Genomic DNA, 21,672 nt, shown 5'->3' on the forward strand with positions numbered 1-21,672 from the left:
GGTGTTTGCGCGCTTGACATGTGCCCGACAATTTGGCGCATTGGCTTGCAAACCGAAGGGGATCGGCGAAAGACAAGAACAATGGCGGAACGATCGCAAAACCTTCAGGACCTGTTCCTGAATTCAGTTCGCAAGAGCAAGAACCCGCTCACCATCTTCCTCATCAACGGCGTGAAGCTGACCGGCGTGGTCACTTCGTTCGACAATTTCTGTGTGCTGCTGCGCCGCGACGGTCACTCCCAGCTCGTCTACAAGCACGCCATTTCCACGATCATGCCGAGCCAGCCGGTTCAGATGTTCGATGGCGAGGAAAGCCAGGGCGCCTGATTGGCACGTGAGAAGGACGCGGACGCGACTGTTCGCGGAAAACCAGCGCATCATCCCGGGACGCAAGCCAAGGGGCCGACCCGGGCTGTCGTCATTGTGCCTGTGCTTACCCGCCAGCCGCGTGGCGACGACGAGACGAACCGCCCAAGACTGACGCGTTCGGCCGAGGCTCGCCATGACGAGGCGGTCGGCCTTGCCCGCGCCATCAATCTTGACCCGGTCCATACGGCCGTCGTGACCGTCAACGATCCGCGCCCGGCGACCTTGCTTGGCAGCGGCAAGGTCGAAGAGTTTGCCGAGATCGTCAAGGAGAAGGACGCGGAACTGGTCATCGTCGACCATCCGCTGACCCCGGTGCAGCAGCGCAATCTCGAGAAAGAACTGCATGCCAAGGTTCTGGACCGCACCGGGCTAATCCTCGAGATATTCGGCGAGCGTGCCCGCACCAAGGAAGGCACGCTGCAGGTCGAACTCGCCCATCTCAACTACCAGAAGGGCCGCCTGGTCCGCAGCTGGACCCACCTCGAGCGCCAGCGCGGCGGCGCCGGCTTCCTCGGCGGTCCCGGCGAAACCCAGATCGAATCCGACCGGCGGCAGTTGCAGGAAAAGATCATCAAGCTGAAGCACGAGCTGGAAACGGTGCGTCGCACCCGCGACCTGCATCGCGCCAAGCGCAAGAAGGTGCCGTTCCCGGTGGTGGCGATCGTCGGCTACACCAATGCCGGCAAGTCGACCCTGTTCAACAGGCTGACCGGGGCAGACGTGCTGGCGCAGGACATGCTGTTTGCCACGCTCGACCCAACGCTGCGCCGCGTGCGCCTGCCGCATGGCACGCCGATCATCCTGTCGGATACGGTCGGCTTCATTTCGGACCTGCCGACGCATCTGATCGCAGCATTTCGCGCGACGCTGGAAGAGGTGGTCGAAGCCGATCTCGTCATCCATCTGCGCGACATCTCCGATCCCGACACGGCAGCTCAGGCCGAGGATGTCGAGCGCATCCTGGCCGACCTCGGTGTCGACGCCGGCGATACCAAGCGCGTCATCGAAGTCTGGAACAAGATCGATCTGCTCGACGAAGGCAACAGGAACCGCCTGCTTGCCGACGCCGCCGACGGCAGCAAGGGGCCGCCGATCGCCATATCGGCGGTGACCGGCGAGGGCATCGATGCGCTGAAGGCAATCATCGAGACGCGCATGGCGGGTGAGCTCGAAGATTTGACGGTGACGATCGAGCCGGCGCAGTTTGGTCTTGTCGACTGGCTTTATCGCAATGGCGATATTGTTTCGCGCACCGACAATGACGACGGCAGCGCCACCATCTCGCTCAAGGCCACGCAAAGCGCCCGCGAAGAGATCGAAAGCCGATTGCGCAGGAAAAACAACGGGTAGCCCAAGGCAATTCCAGCAAAAGTGGATAGCGGTTTTCCATCCGGAATTGCCGAACTTATTTCGCAGTTTTCGCTTCCTGCCACAGCGCTTCCATTTCAGCCAAGGCGGCCTTGTCCAGCGTGCTGCCGGACTTTTCCAGGGCCTGCTCGACATAGTGGAAGCGTGAGCGGAATTTTTCGTTGGTGCCGCTCAGGGCGGCTTCCGAATCGAGCTTGAGGTGACGGCCGAGGTTGACGACAGCGAACAGCATGTCGCCGAATTCGTCCTTGATTGACGCCGTCTCGCCCTTGGTCAGTGCCTCGCGCAATTCGCCGATTTCTTCCTCGATCTTGTCGAGGATCGGCGCCGCCTCGCTCCAGTCGAAGCCGACACGGGCAGCCTTCTCCTGAAGTTTTAGCGCCCGTGTCAGCGCGGGCAGGGCGACTGGAACACTGTCCAGAAACCCCTTGCCATTGTCCTCGGGGTCGAGGCCGCGGGCGAGACGGGCTTGCCGCTTCTCCGTCTTCTCCTCGGCCTTGATCTTTTCCCACATGCCCTTCGCCATGCCGGCACTTCGGGCCTCTTCGTCGCCGAAGACATGCGGGTGGCGGCGGATCATCTTGGTGGTGATGGCCTGGACCACATCCGGGAAGGCAAATTCACCGGCTTCTTCGGCCATTTGCGCGTGATAGACGACCTGCAGCAGGAGATCGCCGAGTTCGTCGCGCAGATCGTCGAGGTCGCCACGTGCGATAGCATCAGCCACCTCATAGGCTTCTTCGATGGTATAGGGCGCGATGGTCGAGAAATCCTGCTCGATGTCCCACGGGCAGCCGGTCTTCGGCGCGCGCAACGCCGCCATGATCTCGATCAGGCGCGAAATGTCTTTGGATGGCGTCATGCGGCGGATGCTAGCCGGCCTCCTGCCGCGCGGCCAACGCTGTCAGCCGGCGAGGGCGGCTTGTCCACAGGTGAGCCGCTTCAGTCGAGTACGGAGACGATCGCCTTGGCGAGGTCGTCCATCCCATCCTCGGGCAGTCCGGCGACATTGATGCGGCTGTCGCCGACCATGTAGACGCCGTGCTCGGCGCGCAGCCGTTCGACCTGCGCCTCCGTGAGGCCGAGCCGCGAGAACATGCCGCGATGGCTGGCGACAAAGTCGAAACGGTCGGAGTTGGACTGCCGGCGCAACGCCTCGGCGAACTGGACACGCAGCCGAAGCATGCGCAGGCGCATCTCTTCCAGCTCGGCTTCCCAGTCAGCATGCAAGGCGGCGTCTTCCAGCACGATGCGCACCGCGGCAGCACCATGGTCCGGCGGCATCGAATACATGGCGCGTGCCGCTGACAGCATCTGACTCATTGCCACATCAGCCTGCGCGCCGTCCTTGGCCAGGACCATCGCCGCACCGACACGGTCGCGATAGACGGCGAAATTCTTCGAGCAGCTCGACGCAACGACCATCTCCGGCACTTTCGCAGCCAGCAGCCGCAGGCCGAGGGCGTCGGCCTCAAGCCCGTCGCCAAAGCCCTGATAGGCGATGTCGACGAATGGCAGCAGGCCGCGCTCGACGATGAGATCGGTGACCGCCTGCCATTGGGCCGCATCGAGGTTGGCGCCGGTCGGGTTGTGGCAGCAGCCATGCAGCAGCACCACGTCGCCACTCCTGGCCGTCCGCAACGCCGCCAGCATGTCGTCGAAACGAACAGCACCGGAGGACGCATCGAAATAGGGGTATTCGCGGATCTGCAGGCCGGCGGCACGCATCACCGGCATATGGTTCGGCCAGGTCGGATCAGATAGCCAGACGGTGGCGTCCGAACGCGTCCGCTTCAGCAACTCCGCCACCAGGCGCAGCGCACCGGAGCCGCCAGGCGCCTGTGCCGCGCGGATGCGCGTCATGTCCGCGCCCGGGCCGAAGGCGAGCTTGGCCATCACCGCGTTGAAGCCGGTATCGCCGGCGAGCCCAAGATAGGTCTTGGTGTCCTGGCTGTTCAGCAACCGCTTTTCAGCCTCGCGCACGGCGCGCATCACCGGCGTCTTGCCGTCGCGATCCTTGTAGACGCCGACGCCGAGGTCGACCTTGTTGGGGCGCGGATCGGCGCGATAAAGGCCGATCAGGGCCAGGATCTTGTCGGCGGGAGCTGGCTGCAGGTCTTCGAACATCGTTATGGTTCCGTTGGCGCGGCGGAGTGATACGCAAATCGAAGGCGCTTCGCCAGCGGTTTTGGTTGCCCCAATGCAAAAGACGGCACCCACGGTCGCCGCCTTTCGATCGAAACGATAGCCGCTATTCTAATCCCAGCGTATGCGTCGCTAGGAAAGCAGTTCAAGGAATGACAGCTTCATGCTCGTACGGCTGACGATGATCTGCAACGGCGCCACGGCCGCGACCCGGAAGGGGGCGTTCCCGTTGGATGAGCCCCTGGAGCCACGATCGCTGACGCTGGCAAAGGCGATGCGCGGGACGTTGCGCCGCGCCGACCGCGCGTGGACAGCGCCCGCGCTTCGCGCCCGCCAGACCGCAGAGGCGCTGGCGCTGGACGCATCGGTTGAGCCGCTTCTGGTGGACCAGGATCATGGAAGCTGGGCTGGCATGCGTTTTGAGGACGTGCAGGCGGAACAGCCCGAGGACATCGCCGCCTGGCTCACAGATCCCCATGCAGCGCCGCATGGCGGCGAGTCGTTGGCCGATGCTGCCCACCGGGCTTCCGAATTGATGGATCGGTTGATCGCCCAGCCTGGCCATACGATTGCGATAACCCATGCCAGCGTCATTCGCATCGCGATCCTGCATGTTCTCGGCGCACCGCTTGCCGCGTGTTGGAAGATCGACATCGAGCCGCTCAGCATCACCGATTTTCGCAGCGACGGCCACAGGTGGGTGCTGCGCGCCTGCGGTGTACCCGCTCCGAAACCGGTAAAGCCACTTCGCACCTGAGAGTGAGGCAGGGCGAGGGGACTGCGAACGCGATCGTCCGGCGGAGCCCGGCAAGAAAAATGGCACAGTCGGGATTAAAATCTCCACATGCTCCGTAAACAGGGCATGAAACGGTCGATGCCACGCTTTGACATCATAGGACAGCTCGGGTCTCTGCGGCGCTACGCACTGTCGCTGACGCGCGACAGTGCGGATGCCGAGGATCTCGTGCATGACGCGCTGGTGCGCGCCTATGAGCGGCGCGGCACCTTCCGCTCGGGTGGAAACCTGCGGGCCTGGCTGCTGTCGATCGTCCACAACGCGTTTGTCGACCGCGTCCGCTCGCGCCGTTCGGAAGCGGCGCGCATCGAACAGGTCGGATACCTCGCCGATGCCGCCACGCCGGCGCCGCAGGAGCATTCGGTGCGCCTGGCGCAGGTGCGGGAGGCCTTTTTCAACCTGCCGGAAGAGCAGCGTTCGGCGTTGCATCTGGTCGCCATCGAAGGGCTTTCCTACGGCCAAGCCGCCAATGCCACCGGCGTGCCGCTGGGCACACTGATGTCGCGCATCGGCAGGGCGCGCGCCGCCTTGCGCCAGATGGAAGAAGCCGCCCCGGCACGCGGTAAAAACCATCTCAGGATCGTGGGAGGTGAGCAATGACCGCTCTTGTCGACCCCGTTACGGACACCGACCTCGACGCCTATGTCGACGACCAGCTGGATGTCACTCGCCGCATCGAGGTCGAGGCGTTCCTGTCGATCCGGCCGGAGGCCGCGGCACGCGTGATGTCGGATCTGCGGACCCGCGACGAACTGCGCGTGGCGCTTGCCGGCTCCAAGGGCATGGCGCGGCCGGCGACGGCCGATGCGGCGCGGCGGCTGGAGAGGGGACTTGTCCGTGGCCGCATCTTCGGCGTGCTGCAGCGCGCTGCGGCGGTTGCCGCCTTCGTCGCCGCCGGCTGGCTGGCGAACGGCATCATCGGGCCGATGTCGGTGACCAAGGTCGTCGCGTCGCCGCAGCCGCCCGCCTATGTCGACGAGGCTGTTCGCGCGCACAGGACGACGCTGGTGCGCGAAACCATGCCCTCGCAGCCGGAAGCGCCGAACTACAATGTCGGCGAGATCCGAGCGGCGACCGCCATCGTCATGCCGTCGCTGCCCAAGGACTGGAAGGTGCGCGACGTGCAGATCTATCCGTCGCGCTTCGGCCCGAGCGTCGAGATGGCCGTCGACACCAAGGATATGGGCCTGGTGTCGCTGTTTGCGATCCGGCCGGGAACCTTCGACGTGGTCAAGCCGACCGTCGCGCCCTCGGGCGACATTTCCTCGGCCTATTTCCAGATCGGCGAGGTCGCCTATGCGGTGGTCGCGAAAAGCGGGGTTCATGACCTCGACCGCGCCGCCGAGGCGCTCGCCAAAACGCTTTACTGACCGATTTTACAAAGGAGACTGCAAATGAACACGCCCAATCTGGGATATCGCGTTGGTACCGGCGCCCAGGCCGGAGCCGTCTTCGACGAGGGCCTGCGCCAGCACATGCTGCGCGTCTACAACTATATGGGCCTTGGCCTCGTGGTCACCGGCCTGGTCGCCTTCCTGGTGTCGTCGACGCCGGCGCTCTATGTCCCGATCTTCTCCAGCCCGCTGAAGTATGTGGTGATGCTGGCGCCGCTCGCCTTCGTCCTGCTGTTTTCGTTCAAGATGCAGACCATGTCGGCGGCCAGCGCCCAGGCAATGTTCTGGGCCTTCTGCGCGGTGATGGGCCTGTCGCTCGCCTCCGTGTTCCTGGTCTTCACCGGAACCAGCATCGCGCGCACCTTCTTCATCGCCGCCACCATGTTTGGTGCCACCAGCCTCTACGGCTACACGACCAGACGCGACCTGACGCAGTTCTCGTCCTTCCTGATCATGGGCCTGATCGGCGTGGTGATCGCCAGCATCGTCAACATCTTCCTCGGCTCGACCGCGCTGCAGTTCGCAATCTCGGTGATCGGCATCGCCGTCTTCATCGGCCTGACCGCCTGGGACACGCAGACGATCAAGGAACAGTATGCCGAGAATTTCGACGCGGAATCGCGCCAGAAGCTGGCCGTCTTCGGCGCCTTCTCGCTCTATCTGAACTTCATCAACATCTTCCAGCTGCTGCTGAATTTCACCGGCGAGCGGGAGTAACGACTGTCCGCTGTGGGCAAGGGCGGGGGTTCTCGCCCTTGATGCGGAGAGGTGGCCGGAGGAGAGATCCTCCGGCCACAATTCGTTCCGGTAAGATCCGACTACGCCTTGAGTCCCCAAGAGCTTTTGCTAGTCTGCCGCGCAGCAGCCTTCAACACCGCGCGAGGACATGTGGCACAGGACAGCCAAACGCTTCAGGGCGACGGCATTTCGGCTGTTATAGTCGGACAGGGCGCCGAACTGGTTTCGCTTCAGGATGCGAACGGATTTGAGTTCCTGTGGCAGGCCGGGCCAGAGTGGCGGCGCCATTCGCCGGTGCTGTTCCCGATCGTCGGCCGGCTGAAGGGCGACCAACTGCGCCATCGCGGCCGGACCTATCCGATGACGCAGCACGGCTTCGCCCGCGACAAGCCGTTCACCTGGGCGGAGAGGGGATCCCGCTCCTGCACGCTGGTCCTCACCGACGACGCCGACACCCGCGCGCACTACCCCTTCGCCTTCCGCCTTGCCGTCACCTATACGCTCGACGGCCAGCAGCTTGGTGTGACCTTGGAGGTCGCCAACACTGGCGACGAGCCATCGCCGGCCTCGGTTGGGGCACATCCTGCGTTCAACTGGCCGTTGCTGCCGGAATTGCCCAAGGAAGCCTATCGGCTGACCTTTGCCGAGGCCGAGCCGGCACCGATCCGTCGCCTCAAGGACGGCCTGCTGTTGCCTGCGAGGCAGCCCACGCCGATCGAAGGCAAGACGCTTGCGCTGTCGGAACGGCTGTTCGATGACGATGCCGTTATCCTGGATCGGCCCGCCAGCACCAGCGTGCGATACGCCGCCGACCACGGTCCGGCGCTCAAAATGTCATGGCAGGGAGCGGAGCAACTCGGCATCTGGTCCAAGCCGGGCGGCGCACCGTTCCTGTGCCTCGAGCCCTGGCATGGTGTTGCAAGTCCGGTCGATTTTGACGGTGAGTTCAGCGACAAGCCTGGCGTAATGCTGATCGAACCAGGAGCGAAGCGTTCGCTGAGCTATCGGATCAGCCTGGAGCAGGGGCGGCAGTGATCTGCGGACGGCCAGCCGAAAAAATCAACGCCGTGGGGTACCATGCATCGTTGCGGCGTCTGGCCAACGTAACAGGCAAGCGTTGCGATGATGGTCCCGCATGCGAATGCTCGGAGACCTGACTGTTCGAAAGAGAAGCCGGGTTTCAAACCTGCCTGGCGATGGTGCCGATCACATTGACGAGAAGGCGCGCGGCGGTCACCGCCGACAGGCCGTCAATGTCGGCGGGCGGATAGAGTTCGACAAGGTCGAATCCCACGATCCTAGCCCGCTTGCCGAGGCCCGCGATCAGGTCGATCGCCTGCGTGTAGGTGAGGCCGCCTGGCGTACGCGCCGCCACGCCCGGCATGATGCCAGGATCGAGGCTGTCGCAGTCGAAGGTGACGACGACCCGGGCACCTTCCGGAATATGCCGGAGCGCCGCTTCCACGCCTTGCACATGAACCTCGCGCGCGGTCACGAAACGGCTGCCATAGTGCTGCGCCGCTTCGATCTCAGCGAGGCGCGCGCTGCCGACGCTGCGCAGGCCAACTTGCACCATGCCGGCAACATGCGGCATCTCGCTCGCCCGCCGCATCGGGCTCGAATAGCCGTAGCGTTCGCCATGCACCTCGTCGCGCCAGTCGATATGGGCATCGATCTGCAGGATCCAGATCGGTCCGTGATCGGCAAAGCCGGCAAGGAACGGAATGACGACGGAATCGTCACCGCCAAGCAGGATCGGCACGGCCGGTAGAGATAGAATCTCACGCGTCTTCGCCTCGATCCGGGCCCGGTTTTCGGCATTGTCATGCAGGATGGTCGAGATGTCGCCGGCGTCGACGCAGCAGGCCGGCTTGTCGTCGAACAACGGGCCGCCGAGATCGAAGTCCCAGTGCTCGACGAGTGGGGCATCACCCTGGCTGGCTGCACGGATGGCGTCTGCGGCCAAGGCATAGCCGCTGCTGTCCTTGCCGGGATAGGTGCTGCCGTGACCGGCTCCGAAGATCACTGCGCGGGGCGGGCGGCCGTCGGCGAGGCGGTCGGGAAGGCCGAGAAAGGAAGGTAAGGCGGTCATTTCTCTGATGGTCCTGAATATGAGTTCCAGCGCGACAGCAGGCTAGTTGCTTCATCGGTTCGATGCCATCATCGAAATCACAGCGGGCCGGTGCGAGTTGCCGAGTTCGAACGGGCAGGGAGCGATCTCATCGCGGACCTTGTTGCAAAGGCCGCATTCTGCAAATCTGAAAGCAAAGTTGGAATCTGCGATGAAGAGCCTTCTGCTGTTGGCGGGTTGTGGCTTGCTGCTTGCCGCCTTGGCGCCCGCTATGGCCAAGGATCAAGCACGTGCCTCGGACAAGGCGGCACTTGCCGAATGCCTAAAATATGTCAGCGATTTTCCTGGCGACGTTCCCGGTGTGAATGAAGCGCCAAAGCCGGCATCCCATATCGACAACGCAATCAAGCTCGCCGGCCACGAACCTGCCTCGTGCATAGACTATGTAACCGAGCTGTGCTCTTTCGAGAGCGACGATGGCCAGTCACAGTTGGGCTTGATCGATTGCGCCGACCGCGAGGTCAGTGTGTGGGAGGATCGCCTCAACACGACGTACGACGCGCTCATGGCCAAGGCCGGCACACCCAAATTACGGGAAGGCTATCGCAAGATGCAGCGCGCATGGATCGCTTACCGCGATGCGCGCTGTGCGGCAGAAGGGTCCGCCGAAACCGTCAACACCGATCGCCAGAGCAATATCATCGTCAGCTGCATGCTTGATGCGACGGCCCGGCAGGCACTGATCCTTGATGATGAGCTGTCGGATCTGAAGTGATCCAGCGGCGAGAGATGGCGAAGGCAAACCACAGAAAGACCTGGCAATGAAGCAGAGGATTATCGTCTGTCCGCTGATCGAGAACGATGGCGCATATCTGCTTTGCAAAATGCCAAGCGACCGAGGCGTGTTTCCAGGCCAATGGGCTTTGTCCGGTGGCGGGATGGAAGCCGGAGAGAACATCGAAGAGGCACTTCGCCGGGAGATCCGGGAAGAGCTTGGTGACAAGCTCGAGATCGTGCAGGCGACCCCTTGGACATTTCGCGATGATGTTCGGGTCAAGACGTATGCGGACGGGTCGACCGAGCAAATCTACATGATTTACCTCATCTTCAATTGCCGCGCCGCCAACCGGACGGTGGAACTCAACGATGAGTTTGAGGATCACGCGTGGGTCAAGGCGGGCGAATTCGATTCCTATGACCTGAACGCAGCCACACGGATAACATTGGCGGCGAAGGGGCTGCTGCAAGGCTGACCTCTGGGGTAGTGAAAGGATCGCCACGTCCGGCATCCAGCGACATCCTCAAGTCGCATAAGATAGATTATGGAACTAAAGCATTGGCCAGTGGCTGGGAATTGCTGGTGATTTTCATAGGCTTGGCACGATCGATGCGTGTTGCCTTGAGCTGATGGCCAACGCTACGCTGTGTGAATGACGACAGCAAAGCGTGAGATCGAAGCGGCGATTGAAGTGTTCGTGCATGGCTACAGCATGGGCAGAAGCCGCACCTTTCCTTACGAGGCCAGCCGCGTCGGGCCATTGTGGCTGATGCGCGATGCCGAGCGCAAGAATCCTCGCGACTACCGCAGCGAAGAATGGGTTGTCCATGACGTCGGTGCCGAGGAAGCTGATGCGATCGTGCGGCAGCATGCACGGCCGGGTTTTGCTGTTTCCGTCGTCATCGCGAACGACGAACCGGACGGACCGACGCGGATCGCCTACAAAGCTCTCGGCTACCGGCTGCTGCGGACGGAAGGCTTTTTCGTCCAGCCATTGCGCCGGATACCGAGCCCGCCAGCCGTCGTCTCAATCGAACGTGTGCGCACGGCCGAACGGGCCGCGCAGTTGGGAAAGATCATGCGCAGGCGGCCGATCGCGACCGATCTGTTCGGCGACGGCGCGCCGTTCCGCCAGTATGTGGCGGTCGACGGCGACGATATCGTTGGACGCGTGCGCAGCGTGGATGCCGCCGGCGCCACCTGGTGCGAGGCCATGTTTGTCGAGCCTTCTCATCGGTGCCGCGGCATCGGCCAGGCGCTTATGGCTAAAATGCTGCACGATGACCGGGCCCGTGGGTCGCGATGCTCGGTGCTGATGGCGACGCACGCCGGAGCGCTGCTTTATCCCCGCATGGGCTATGAGCGAATTGGAACGCTCCTGATATTCGGCCCAAAGGGCCGAATACCCTCATGAGGGGTCGTTTATATCACGCTGATTCATAGGGAATTTCAATCACCATGCCGTCATAGGCCGGGGTGACGTTGGCCGGCACCTCGCCCTTAACCGTGGCATAGCGAAACTTGCAAACTTCGGGTTTCAGGCCCGGAAACTCGCGACAGAAGAGTATGGCTATCCATTGTTCCTGGCGCCCTCACGAATGAATATCTGGCGCATTTCGGGATCAGTCACGATCATGCGGCGCATGCCCGGTACAGAATCGATGTCTCGCCGGACGGGAACCTTGGCAGTAAGCAACTTCGCTCGAATGTCTTCGAGATCGGCGACGTCAACGCCGAACATCGTGCCTGGTGAAACGGCATCGTCGCCGGGGTAGATTTCGAGAACCATTCCTTTGTTGACGGCAGCCAAGTGCCGCGGTCCGGAGCCATGCTGTTCCTGGACGAACTCGAACCCAAGCAAGCGGTAGACGTCGGCTGTACATTCGATATCTCGGGCAAAGAGCGTCACGAAGCTGATCATCCGTCCCGGTCCTCGATTGGATGGCGACCGCGACCGCCACCAATTTGCTTCAAATGTTGAGAATTTACCCCATCATTCTGATTCTACGGGGATTTCAATCACCATGCCGTCATAGGCCGGCACCACCTTGTCAGGCGTCTCTGCCATTACGGTCGCATAGTCGAGCGGCACATGCATGTGGGTCAGCACGGCATTCCTCGGCGCCAGCGCCTCGATCCATTCCAGCGCCTGGCCGAGCGAGAGATGGCTGGGATGGGTGTTGTACTGCAGCGCGTCGATGACCAGCATTTCCAGGCCGCGCAGCCGCGCGGCGGTGGCGTCGGGAAAGCCGCTGATATCAGGGCAATAGGCCAGGCCGCCGATCCGGAAGCCGAGCGAGATGATGTCGCCATGGAACTGCGGCAGCGGCTCGAGGGCGAGGGCACCCCCCTCGCCTTCGATCATGACAGGCTTTGCGTGGTCGATGATATGGGCCCGCACGATCGGCGGATAGGAACTGCCCGGCGGCGTCTCGAAGCAATAGCCGAACGCCTGCCGCAGGCGCAGCATAGTCGGCTGGTCGGCATGGATGTCAATCAGGTGGCGCTGCTCCTGCACATAGCCGCGCAGATCGTCGATGCCGTGGATATGGTCGGCATGCGGGTGCGTGTAGACGACCGCATCGATGCGTTTGACGGAAGCGAGCAGCATCTGCTCGCGGAAATCCGGCCCGGTGTCGAGGACCACGGTGGTGCGGCCGCCATTGGCCGCAATCCGCTCGACCAGCGCCGCCGTGCGCATGCGCCGGTTCCTCGGATTGGTCGGGTCGCAATTGCCCCAGTCGCCGGTGATGCGCGGCGTACCTGGCGACGAGCCGCAGCCGAGAATGGTGAGGCGCAGCCGGTCGGTCATCGTTCAGGCGCTCTGCTCGGCGGGTCGCGGCATCTTGCCGAACAGCCGGAAGAAATTGTTCGTCGTCAGATCAGCGACTTTGGCCTCGCTGACGCCAATCGTTTCCGCCAGCACCTTGGCTGTGTGCGCGACATAGGCCGGCTCGTTGCGCTTGCCGCGAAACGGTATCGGCGCCAGATAGGGGGCGTCGGTTTCGACGAGCAGCCGGTCATGCGGCACGTCGGCGGCGATGGCGCGCAGTTCGGCCGAATTCTTGAAGGTCAGGATGCCCGAGAACGACACATAGCCGCCGAGCGCGACGCCCACCTCGGCCAGCCGGCGTCCGGAGGAGAAACAATGCAGGATGAAGGGGAAGGCGCCCTTCCCTGTTTCGTCCTCGAGAATGGCTGCCATGTCGTCATCGGCATCGCGTGAATGGATGACCAGAGGCAGGCCGGTCTCGCGAGCGGCAGCGATGTGATTGCGAAAACCCTGCGCCTGCGCGTCGCGCGGCGCCTTATCGTAGAAATAATCGAGCCCCGCCTCGCCGATCGCCACCACCTTCGGATGAGCCGACAAACGGACAAGCTCCGTAGCGGTGACGTCGAGCTCCTCGGCGGCATTGTGCGGATGGGTGCCGACCGAACAAAAGACCTCGTCGAAAGTCTCAGCGATTTCAAGTATTTGCTGAAAGCGCTTCACGCGGGTCGAGATCGTTACCATGCGGCCGATGCCGGCCGCTTTGGCGCGGGCGACAATGGCCGCCCGCTCCTCGGCGAAATCTGGAAAGTCCAGATGGCAGTGGCTGTCGACGAGCATCAGGCGTTCGCACCCTGCTGTTCGACATAACGCGGAAACACGCCTTCCGGCGCTGGCAACGCAGTGCCGGAAACCAGCGCATAGTCGGCATGGACATGCACGAAGTCGCGTTTGTCCGCCGGTACCGCCAGCAGGTCGAGCAGCTTGGCGGCCGACCCCGGAATGTAAGGCTGGCTCAGAAGAGCGACGCGACGGACGATTTCGGCGGTCGTCCACAGCACCGTTTCCATTCGCACCGGGTCAGTCTTCTTCAGCGCCCAGGGCTCCTGAGACGTGAAATAGCGATCGGCCTCGGCGGCCACGCCGAAGATCGCCGCCAGCGCCAGATGGATGCCCTGCTCCGCCATCCCCTTGCGCGCCGTGCCAAGCGCTTCCACCGCCTGGTCGAGGATCGCACTGTCGGCTTCGGTCAGCTCGCCACGTTGCGGCACCACGCCACCGCAATTCGCGGCGATCATCTTCAGCGAGCGCTGCGTCAGATTGCCGAGACCGTTGGCGAGGTCGGCATTGGTGCGGTTGACGATCGCTTCATGGCTGTAGCTGCCGTCCTGGCCGAACGGCACCTCGCGCAGGAAGAAATAGCGCACCTGGTCGACTCCGTAATGGTCGACCATGGTGAACGGGTCGATGACGTTGCCGACCGATTTCGACATCTTCTCGCCGCGGTTGAACAGGAAGCCGTGACCGAAGACGCGCTTCGGCAGCGGGATACCTGCCGACATCAGGAAGGCCGGCCAGTAGACTGCATGGAAACGCACAATGTCCTTGCCGATAATATGCGCGTCGGCCGGCCAGAAACGCCATTTCTCATCATTTTCATCGGGATAGCCGACGCCGGTGATGTAATTGGTCAACGCGTCGACCCAGACATACATGACGTGCTTCTCATCGCCCGGCACCGGCACGCCCCAGTCGAAAGTGGTGCGCGAGATCGACAAATCCCTGAGCCCGGATTTGACGAAGCTCATCACCTCATTGCGGCGCTCGGCCGGGCCGATGAAGTCGGGCTGGTTTTCGTAGAGCGCGATGAGCTTGTCCTGATAGGCCGACAGCCGGAAGAAATAGCTTTCTTCCTCGACCCATTCGACCGGCGTTCCCTGCGGCCCGTAGCGGATATTGTCGGGACGGACCTCCGTCTCCTCCTCGCCGTAATAGGCTTCGTCGCGCACCGAGTACCAGCCGGCATAGCCGCCCTTGTAGATGTCGCCATTGGCGTCCATCGCCTTCCAGATCGCCTGCGAGGACGCGTAGTGCCGCTCTTCGGTGGTGCGGATGAAATCGTCGTTGGAGGCGTTGAGCGCGATCGCCATGCGCTTGAAATCGGCCGAGTTGCGGTCGGCCAGTTCGCGCGCCGAAATGCCTTCGCGCTTCGCCGTCTGCAGCATCTTGATGCCGTGCTCATCCGTACCGGTAAGGAAGAACACGTCCTTGCCGTCGAGCCGCTGGAAGCGCGCAAGCGCGTCGGTGGCGATCAGCTCGTAGGCATGGCCGATATGCGGCTTGCCGTTCGGATAGGAAATCGCGGTCGTGATGTAGAATGTGTCGCGTGACATGAATAACCATCATGAATGTCTGAATGGAAGCCGTGGCGGTGGATATCGCATCGGAATGGCGATTGCCATCCCGGTGGGGACCGTCACATTCGCATCGCAGAATTCAGGCGGTCGATCATGGTCAAGGCGTGCTGCTTCTTGTCAAGATTCTAGGTGTCGGTCTCAGATATAGCGTCCGGCGCCTCATGCCAAGTCCCGCACTGCGTCTAGGCCTCGATCATGGCGACGGGTCCGGAGCCCGCTCGTGGGCCGTTGCAAAGGCAGGTCGCGATCCGTAGTTTTGCGGCAGTGCAAAAGGCAGACCGGCATGGCCACGACCACGCAATATGATCCGCGGCAGACTCTCGATGTGCGCTTGCGTCAGGCCGGCGCCAGCAAAACCGTTTACGCCCTTGTCACGCCCGAGATCGAAAGCGTGAAGGCAGAACTGCTCGGCAACAGTGGGGGAAACGGCCCCGATCCGGTCCGCGCCGCCTATCTCGATCAGTTTCGCCACGCCTGGACCGGAAAGCAGAACGCATTGCACAAGCGGTTCTTCGACACTTGGCTCGGTTGGGCCAAGCCGATGGCGCCCCTGGACGCGGCTGACTTTCCATTCAGCTACCCGACATCGGGCGCCAGCGAGCCGCTTTTTCATTTGATTGCCGACTACGGCAACCGCGCACGCATCGAAAGGTTTTCCCCTCGGCTCGTGATCTTTCGCGGCGAATATGAGGGCTACAAGGCGTATGCGGAAGCCTGCGGCATTGCGGTGGCGGAATATGAACGCCACGCCTGGCGCGATGTCGCTGACACCGTCAATCCCGAGGATCTGATCTGTCTGAGTCAACCCTCTGCCATCGACGGCATGGTGTGGCCGCAGGCCAATGCCTTTCTGCGCCGGCTGAGCCAACGCGCCAACCCAGCCCAGCTCGTCCTCGATTTGACCTATGTGGGGGCGACCGCCGAACCTCCAGCAGAGACGATCCTCGCCGACGCGCCTTGCGTCAGCGCCGTGGTGATCAGCCTGTCCAAGCCGTTCGGCGCCTATTACGACCGCATCGGCGGGGTGTTCTGCCGATCGGAGAATCTCGGCCTGTTTGGCAATCAGTGGTTCAAGAACCTGACGTCGCTGCAATTGGGAATAAGGCTGATGGAGCGGTTCGACGTCTTCGCCATGGCGCGCCGTTACGCCGGCATTCAAGGCAGCGTCGCCGAACATGCCGGCCAGGCGCTCGGCCTTGCCTTGACGCCGGCGGACGTCTTCATCCTTGCCCAGGCGGCGGCCGGCGCTGAGAACGATCCCGATCTGGCTGCGTATCTGACCCGCGCCCCCGGCGCGGTCGATGCCCGGCCACGCTTGTGCCTGACGCCAGGCATGGCGGAACGGATCGGCATGGCCAGCCCGAATTCCGGGACGCTGTCATGAAGAATTTGATCCCGCTCGTAACCAGCGATGACATCCATGCCCACTGCCTGGCACACTGGAAGACGGAAGCATTCCGGTCCTCGCATCGCGAGGGCGGATATATTCACGGCATCGTCGATCAGTATGCCCGCCTGCCCCGCTTCAGCTGCGAGACCACCAACGACCGCCTGGAGCGTGCGCACTTCTGCACCTGGTGGGGGCTGACCATGCGCCGGGATGACTATGCCGCCCCGGCCATCGAAGACCTCTACCTCCTGCACGAAATCTGGCATGCCGCGCATATGCCTTTCATCCCGGGCATCGGGTTCGAGGCTTTCCACGGCAAGATGGAGCGCAACGAACTCGAAGCCAGCGTGGCCTCCGAACTGCTGGTCTATTTCAAGATCGATGGGCTGAGGGAAAGCGCCTTTCCCCATCCCATTTACGCGGACCGGTTTCTCAACGATCCGGCGATGCGGCTGTTGTGGCGCGAGAACGAAGTCGTGGCCACCAACACATTGCTCGAGGCGCGCCGCAACGTCATGTATTCCAAGCCCGAAGGCGACATGGACCTGAGCGAGCGATGGATTCGCAAATTCACCATGCAGAACCGTCAATGGTCGATCGTCTGGGCCGACCGCTACCTCGATATCGAGGATCATATGCACCGGTTCCAGCAGATGGCTCTCGGCGGCGACAGGAAAGCAGCCGCGGATTTCCATGCCGAATGGATCGAAGCCGAGGCCGCTTTCGATACGGTGGACCACGTTCCCTTCCGCGACAAGGCGCTGCTGTTTGCCACCATCTACTGGGCCAACCGCGCGAAGTATGATTCCGCGCTCGCGGTGCAGCGAGCAAACCAATCCTAGAACAGGGGTCCTGAAAGCAGACCGCGTACGGACGTAGAGCTTCCCCCAAATGGCGATTGCCATCCCGAAAGGCTCTTCACATCGCCGACTTCAGCCGGTCGATCATGGTCAGGGCATGCTGCTTCTTGTCGAGATTGTAGGTCTCTGTCTCGGAAATCGCGTCCAGCGCCTCATGCCAGCTGTCTGATAGCGTTTTGGCGCGTACGAGGTTGCCGGCGAGCGCCGCCTGGCTCGCGGCATCCGACAACAAGTCGAGCGCGCGGCGGTTGAAGATGTCGAACTGGATCGCCTGGTCTTTGCCGGCAACGGCTTCCGCCAGCCGATAGGCTCCGCCGATATCGCTCTTGCCCTTCGCCACCAGCGCATCGAGCGTTTCGGCGATCTCCAGCCCGCCATATTGCGTCAAAAGAATCGCGTTGCGGGCGCTGCCCCCTGCCCGCTCGACCAGTGCCGCCCGCGCGGCCGGATCGTCCGGTGGCGGCGGTTCGGCGGTCTGCAGCACCGTCAGCAAATCGTCGGCGTCGAGCGGCGTCAGGCGTATCACCTGGCAGCGCGAGCGGATCGTCGGCAGCAGGCTGCCCGGCGCATGGACGATGAGAATGAACAGCGTCCGCGCCGGCGGCTCCTCAAGGTTCTTCAGCAATGCATTGGCGGCATTGGCATTCATGTCGTCGGCGGGATCGACGATGACGACCCGGTAGCTGCCATCATGCGAGGTCATCGACAGGAAGCGGCTGACCCTGCGGATCTCGTCGACGGTGACGACTGTCTTGAAGCTCTTGGTCTTGTCGTTCATCGGCCGGGTCAGATGCAGCACGCCCGGATGCGCCCCGGTCGCGATCTGGCGAAACAGCGGCGAGGCAGGATCGGGACTGGCCAGGCTTTCCGGCGCCTGCGCGAAGGCTGGGTGCTTCAAGAGGTGATGCGCCAGATGGAAGGCCAGCGTCGCCTTGCCGATGCCGACCGGTCCGGCAAAGATCAGCGCATGCGGCAGCTTTCCCTGGCGATAGGCGGCGGCGAGCATCTCGGCCGCCGGCCTGTGCCCGACCAGACGAGGCGTTTCGGATGGTTCGGGCACGCCGTCCAGCGTATCATGCTGTTCCGGCGCGATGCGTTCGAAGATCATACGGGTGCGGCCTGCCTGTTGCGTGCGGGCGCCCTCGCCTCCAGCGCCGCGAACACCGCGGCGGTGACGACGTGCTCCACCGTATCGGGATCGGCGGATGCGTCGACGACGATGCAGCGTTCCGGCTCCGCCGCGGCGATCGCCAGAAAGGCATCGCGCCGGGCCTGATGGATGGCCAGCGTCTCCTTTTCGAAACGGTCGGCGCCGGCATCGCTGCCGCGCCGCAGCGTCGCGCGCTTGAGGCCTTCGGCCGGATCGATATCGAAGATCAGCGTCATGTCGGGCATCATGCCGTTGATGGCGACCTGTTCGAGCGCAGTCATGAACGCCGGGTCGATCCCGCCGGTGACGCCCTGGTAGACGCGCGAGGAATCCAGGAAACGGTCGCAAAGCACGATGGAGCCGCGCTCGACGGCCGGCCGGATGACCTGCTCGACATGGTCGGAACGCGCGGCGGCGAAGAGCAGCGCTTCCATCTTCGGTCCGAACGGCTCCGCGGCACCCGAAAGCAGCACATGCCTGACCGCTTCGGCGCCCGGCGAACCGCCCGGTTCGCGCGTCAGCAGGACATCATATTTCTTGGCGCGCATCTTCCTCGCCAGCCGCTCGATCTGCGTCGACTTGCCTGCGCCCTCGCCGCCTTCGAAGGTGATGAAAAATCCGCGCGCCAATCGAAAGGGCCTTTGTCCAGGTTGGAGTGGATTGTTGCGCTCTAGATAGTCCGCGTTCGGGAAAACGTCCATGCCGTCGGTGTTATCGCAGCCAGCCGATCGCCAGTTCCTTGACGGCATCGAGCGCGCGCTGCGGCAAGGTGCCGACACCGATCGATTCAGCGGCGAAAAGCGGCGTCTCCTGGCTCAGCGTGTCGCCGATCCAGACGCGCAGCGCGCCCACCGGCTGGCCTTCCTCCACGGGTGCCGCAACCGGGCCGGTGTAGACGATCCTCGCCGTCAGCTTGTCGCGGTTGGTGATCGGCAGGAAGATGTCGATCGGCCCTTTTGCCTTCAGCGTCACGCCGGATTTCGCCCCGCCAAAAACCTGGGCTTCACCGACCACCTCGTCCTTGGCGAAGATCTCGGTCTTCTCGAAGGAGCGCGCGCCCCAATCGAGCAGCTTTCGCGCCTCCTCGGCGCGTTCCTTGTCATTGGCCAGCCCGTTCATCGCCATGATCACCCGCGTGCCGTTGTGGTTGACCGAAGCGACGATGCCGAAGCCGGACGTCTCGCTCGCACCGACAGCCAGGCCATCGGCGCCGATGTCCATCGCCAGCAACGGGTTGCGGTTTTTCTGCGAGATCTTGTTCCAGGTGAAATCCTTCAGGCCGTAGTAGCGATAGAAATCCGGGTAATCGCGCCATAGATGCAGGGCCAATAGCGCCAGTTCGCGCACCGTCGTCTGCTGGCCGTCGGCCGGCAGGCCGGTCGAATTGACGAAGGTCGATGTTTTCAGACCGATCTGGCGGGCCCGTTCGGTCATTTGCGCGGCAAAATTGTCCTCGGATCCGGCCATGCCTTCGGCGATGACGATGCAACCGTCATTGGCCGCCTGCACGGTCACGCCCTGGATCAGGTCCTCGAGCCGGATCGCCGATTTGAGCTTCGCAAACATCGTCGATGTTCCCGACGGCGCGCCGCCCTTGCGCCAGGCGTTTTCGCTGACCACGAACGTGTCGTCGAGCTTGAGGCGCCCGGATTTTATGGCGTTGAAAACCACTTCCATGGTCATCAGCTTGGCCATCGAGGCTGGCGGGATCGGCTTGTCGGCATCTTTCGCGAACAGCACCGTGCCGGTGTCGGCATCGATCATGAAGGCCTGTGTGGCCTTGGTCTCGAAAAGCTGCGCATGGGCTGGAGCGAGGCAAAGCATCAGCAAAGCCAGCCCCAGGAAGCCGGCAAATGGCGGAAACGCGCGCAACTGCATGAAATCTCGACCCGATTGCCGGTTTTGGCATAGCCAAGCTATCAGGGTTTTTTCCGCCGGATCAACCGCGCGGGCAAAATAGATCAGTTGCGCACAGCCAGAGCGTCCGGCGCGCCGTGCGACCATGCCGCCTGCAGCAGCTCGTCCAGGCCGCCATGGCCATTCGGATAGAGATTGACCGCATACCAGTCATTGCCGTCGAGATCGGAACGCTGGATTTCCGTTCTGCCGAAGGGTTGAAGTGCCGTGGCCACGCGTTTGGCTTCGGCGGCGTCGTCGAACGTGCCGGCGGCGACATAGTCGGCATTGGACGGTGACGCTTGCGGATTGGACTTCTTCCACGACCGCAGGATGTCGGCCGGCGACATGCCACTATCGTCCAGCGCGGCAAAGACGTCGGCACGCTGCACGCGTTCATCCGCATAGGACAGCGAGGCCACCGCGAACGGCGACTGCGGCGGCAAGCCTATCTCCGGACGCTCAGGCACGATCGGTCCGAAATCGGGCAGCACCAGGTCGCCGAAAGCCGGCGCCTGCGCCGACAGGGACGGCTGCGCGGCGAACGCCTCGCCGGAATTCGTCAGCTGACCGGGGAACGGCACGGCGGCTGCGCCCACCGGCAGGCTGGGCGACGGCCCGTTCATCGCCACCATGACACCGGTCGGCAAGCCATCCGACGGATCCGGAATCCGATTGCCTGGATGGTAGGATGCCATCAGATACTGATCGTCATTGCCGTCGAGTGGTGCGCGGCCGACATATTCGACCTTGACCTTCGCTGTGCCGACCTTGTCGTAGTCGAGCATCTGCGCCGCGCGCTCCGAGACGTCGATGATGCGGCCCTCATGATACGGACCCCGGTCGTTGACGCGCACGATGACCGAACTGCCGGTTTCGAGGTTGGTGACGCGGGCGTAACTCGGCAGCGGCATGGTCGGATGCGCGGCCGTCAGTTGCGCCGTGTCATACACTTCGCCATTGGCGGTCAGCCGGCCATGGAAGGCGTCGCCATACCAGGAGGCCAGGCCGACCTTGGCGTAGTGCCTATCTTCCTTGGGATAGTACCACTTGCCACGAACCTGATAGGGTTTGCCGAGCTGGTCGCGACCGCCGCCACGCCGCATGAAGTTGACCCGCGGGCTCGCCTTCACGCCATATTCGGTCTCGGCGAAATATTCCTTGGAACGATGCTTGGGATTCACCATCGCCTTTGGCTCAGGCTGCGACGCGCAAGCCGCCAGCAAGGCAGCCGACGCAGCAAGCAGCGTAAGCGTGGAAGCGCGACGAAGACGCTGATGCGTCGTAGCCTGCATTTTTCCCGAAATCCCCTACAGTCTCAATCAAGACGCCGTCGTTTTAACAGCAGAGGAGCCAAAGCACTCACTCGACGATATCAACGACGCCCTGAACCCCGATCCTTTGTGCGCAGGAATTGTTTATCACGGTATTAATCGACTATGTTCGGAACCCGGCAAGATTGTGGCGCGAATGTGCATGCAGGATCGAGGTGACGGGACAGATAACGCCCCTAGCGTCCCTTTTAGACTC

The 21,672-nt window shown here is 62.9% G+C and carries 23 protein-coding genes and 1 pseudogene; 12 read left to right on the plus strand and 12 right to left on the minus strand.

Annotation, left to right across the window (positions count from 1 at the left end; all coding sequences use genetic code 11):
- The first annotated feature begins 81 nt into the window (after nt 1-81).
- Nucleotides 82-327: an RNA chaperone Hfq gene (gene hfq, locus CKW40_RS29550; RefSeq protein WP_006202172.1), complete on the plus strand. Its 246-nt coding sequence runs from the start codon at nt 82-84 to the stop codon at nt 325-327.
- Entirely contained in the window at nt 328-1,719 is a 1,392-nt protein-coding gene (gene hflX, locus CKW40_RS29555) for a GTPase HflX (protein WP_095203342.1), read from the plus strand.
- A 55-nt stretch (nt 1,720-1,774) separates the two neighbouring features.
- On the opposite strand, the gene mazG is transcribed toward hflX, so the two are convergent.
- The gene (gene mazG / locus CKW40_RS29560) at nt 1,775-2,599 is read right to left on the minus strand and encodes a nucleoside triphosphate pyrophosphohydrolase (RefSeq protein ID WP_095203343.1); all 825 of its coding nucleotides are present in this window, start codon (nt 2,597-2,599) and stop codon (nt 1,775-1,777) included.
- Between the two features lie 80 nt (nt 2,600-2,679).
- A complete protein-coding gene (locus CKW40_RS29565) occupies nt 2,680-3,864 on the minus strand; it encodes an amino acid aminotransferase (RefSeq protein ID WP_095203344.1) in 1,185 nt (394 codons plus the stop codon).
- Nucleotides 3,865-4,045: 181 nt separating this feature from the next.
- On the opposite strand from CKW40_RS29565, the gene CKW40_RS29570 reads away from it, so the two are divergent.
- The 5 genes from CKW40_RS29570 (at nt 4,046) to CKW40_RS29590 (ending at nt 7,845) form a co-directional block, all read left to right on the plus strand.
- Nucleotides 4,046-4,639 carry a histidine phosphatase family protein gene (locus tag CKW40_RS29570; RefSeq protein WP_095203345.1) on the plus strand — a complete coding sequence of 198 codons (594 nt, stop codon included), beginning with the start codon at nt 4,046-4,048 and terminating at the stop codon, nt 4,637-4,639.
- Between the two features lie 87 nt (nt 4,640-4,726).
- Nucleotides 4,727-5,278, plus strand: coding sequence for a sigma-70 family RNA polymerase sigma factor (locus CKW40_RS29575; RefSeq protein ID WP_095203346.1), 552 nt, complete (start codon nt 4,727-4,729; stop codon nt 5,276-5,278).
- Nucleotides 5,275-6,048, plus strand: coding sequence for an anti-sigma factor family protein (locus tag CKW40_RS29580; RefSeq protein WP_095203347.1), 774 nt, complete (start codon nt 5,275-5,277; stop codon nt 6,046-6,048). Before CKW40_RS29575 ends, CKW40_RS29580 begins: the two co-directional genes overlap by 4 nt.
- A gap of 24 nt (nt 6,049-6,072) precedes the next feature.
- Nucleotides 6,073-6,789: a Bax inhibitor-1/YccA family protein gene (locus tag CKW40_RS29585; protein ID WP_095203348.1), complete on the plus strand. Its 717-nt coding sequence runs from the start codon at nt 6,073-6,075 to the stop codon at nt 6,787-6,789.
- A gap of 171 nt (nt 6,790-6,960) precedes the next feature.
- Nucleotides 6,961-7,845 carry an aldose 1-epimerase family protein gene (locus CKW40_RS29590; protein WP_095203349.1) on the plus strand — a complete coding sequence of 295 codons (885 nt, stop codon included), beginning with the start codon at nt 6,961-6,963 and terminating at the stop codon, nt 7,843-7,845.
- Between the two features lie 145 nt (nt 7,846-7,990).
- Here CKW40_RS29590 and CKW40_RS29595 read toward each other — a convergent pair whose 3' ends face one another.
- Nucleotides 7,991-8,902: an agmatinase gene (locus tag CKW40_RS29595; RefSeq protein ID WP_095203350.1), complete on the minus strand. Its 912-nt coding sequence runs from the start codon at nt 8,900-8,902 to the stop codon at nt 7,991-7,993.
- A 190-nt stretch (nt 8,903-9,092) separates the two neighbouring features.
- On the opposite strand from CKW40_RS29595, the gene CKW40_RS29600 reads away from it, so the two are divergent.
- The 3 genes from CKW40_RS29600 (at nt 9,093) to CKW40_RS29610 (ending at nt 11,073) form a co-directional block, all read left to right on the plus strand.
- Complete coding sequence (locus CKW40_RS29600; protein WP_095203351.1) at nt 9,093-9,656, plus strand: lysozyme inhibitor LprI family protein; 564 nt, start codon at nt 9,093-9,095, stop codon at nt 9,654-9,656.
- A gap of 46 nt (nt 9,657-9,702) precedes the next feature.
- Nucleotides 9,703-10,134, plus strand: a complete 432-nt coding sequence (gene nudI, locus CKW40_RS29605) for a nucleoside triphosphatase NudI (protein WP_095203352.1) — start codon at nt 9,703-9,705, stop codon at nt 10,132-10,134.
- A gap of 177 nt (nt 10,135-10,311) precedes the next feature.
- Nucleotides 10,312-11,073 (plus strand): GNAT family N-acetyltransferase, encoded by a 762-nt coding sequence (locus CKW40_RS29610; RefSeq protein WP_095203353.1) that lies wholly within the window; start codon nt 10,312-10,314, stop codon nt 11,071-11,073.
- Between the two features lie 156 nt (nt 11,074-11,229).
- Here the strand turns inward: CKW40_RS29610 and CKW40_RS43955 are convergent, their stop codons facing one another.
- The 5 genes and pseudogenes from CKW40_RS43955 to CKW40_RS45600 all read right to left on the minus strand — a co-directional run.
- Nucleotides 11,230-11,580, minus strand: a complete 351-nt coding sequence (locus CKW40_RS43955) for a VOC family protein (protein WP_179298157.1) — start codon at nt 11,578-11,580, stop codon at nt 11,230-11,232.
- A gap of 72 nt (nt 11,581-11,652) precedes the next feature.
- Nucleotides 11,653-12,471, minus strand: coding sequence for an MBL fold metallo-hydrolase (locus CKW40_RS29620; RefSeq protein ID WP_095203354.1), 819 nt, complete (start codon nt 12,469-12,471; stop codon nt 11,653-11,655).
- A 3-nt stretch (nt 12,472-12,474) separates the two neighbouring features.
- A complete protein-coding gene (locus CKW40_RS29625; protein ID WP_095203355.1) occupies nt 12,475-13,269 on the minus strand; it encodes a TatD family hydrolase in 795 nt (264 codons plus the stop codon).
- Nucleotides 13,269-14,822, minus strand: coding sequence for a methionine--tRNA ligase (gene metG / locus CKW40_RS29630; protein ID WP_095203356.1), 1,554 nt, complete (start codon nt 14,820-14,822; stop codon nt 13,269-13,271). The genes CKW40_RS29625 and metG overlap by 1 nt, the downstream gene beginning before the upstream one ends.
- A gap of 83 nt (nt 14,823-14,905) precedes the next feature.
- A pseudogene (locus CKW40_RS45600) lies at nt 14,906-15,028 on the minus strand (DNA polymerase III subunit delta'); the annotation flags it as partial.
- Nucleotides 15,029-15,129: 101 nt separating this feature from the next.
- On the opposite strand from CKW40_RS45600, the gene CKW40_RS29635 reads away from it, so the two are divergent.
- Both CKW40_RS29635 and CKW40_RS29640 read left to right on the plus strand, forming a co-directional pair.
- On the plus strand, nt 15,130-16,230 hold the full coding sequence (locus CKW40_RS29635) for an aminotransferase class I/II-fold pyridoxal phosphate-dependent enzyme (protein WP_095203357.1): 1,101 nt from the start codon (nt 15,130-15,132) through the stop codon (nt 16,228-16,230).
- Complete coding sequence (locus CKW40_RS29640) at nt 16,227-17,078, plus strand: hypothetical protein (protein WP_095203358.1); 852 nt, start codon at nt 16,227-16,229, stop codon at nt 17,076-17,078. The genes CKW40_RS29635 and CKW40_RS29640 overlap by 4 nt, the downstream gene beginning before the upstream one ends.
- 76 nt (nt 17,079-17,154) lie before the next feature.
- Here CKW40_RS29640 and CKW40_RS29645 read toward each other — a convergent pair whose 3' ends face one another.
- From CKW40_RS29645 to CKW40_RS29660, 4 genes are all read right to left on the minus strand, one after another.
- Complete coding sequence (locus CKW40_RS29645; RefSeq protein ID WP_095203359.1) at nt 17,155-18,204, minus strand: DNA polymerase III subunit delta'; 1,050 nt, start codon at nt 18,202-18,204, stop codon at nt 17,155-17,157.
- Entirely contained in the window at nt 18,201-18,875 is a 675-nt protein-coding gene (gene tmk, locus CKW40_RS29650) for a dTMP kinase (protein WP_095203360.1), read from the minus strand. The genes CKW40_RS29645 and tmk overlap by 4 nt, the downstream gene beginning before the upstream one ends.
- An 82-nt stretch (nt 18,876-18,957) precedes the next feature.
- The gene (locus tag CKW40_RS29655) at nt 18,958-20,124 is read right to left on the minus strand and encodes a D-alanyl-D-alanine carboxypeptidase family protein (RefSeq protein ID WP_095203361.1); all 1,167 of its coding nucleotides are present in this window, start codon (nt 20,122-20,124) and stop codon (nt 18,958-18,960) included.
- Nucleotides 20,125-20,207: 83 nt separating this feature from the next.
- The gene (locus tag CKW40_RS29660) at nt 20,208-21,437 is read right to left on the minus strand and encodes a septal ring lytic transglycosylase RlpA family protein (protein ID WP_095203362.1); all 1,230 of its coding nucleotides are present in this window, start codon (nt 21,435-21,437) and stop codon (nt 20,208-20,210) included.
- Nucleotides 21,438-21,672: the final 235 nt, after the last annotated feature.

It is taken from the genome of Mesorhizobium carmichaelinearum (assembly GCF_900199455.1).
In the GTDB taxonomy this organism is placed as follows: Bacteria; Pseudomonadota; Alphaproteobacteria; order Rhizobiales; family Rhizobiaceae; genus Mesorhizobium; species Mesorhizobium carmichaelinearum.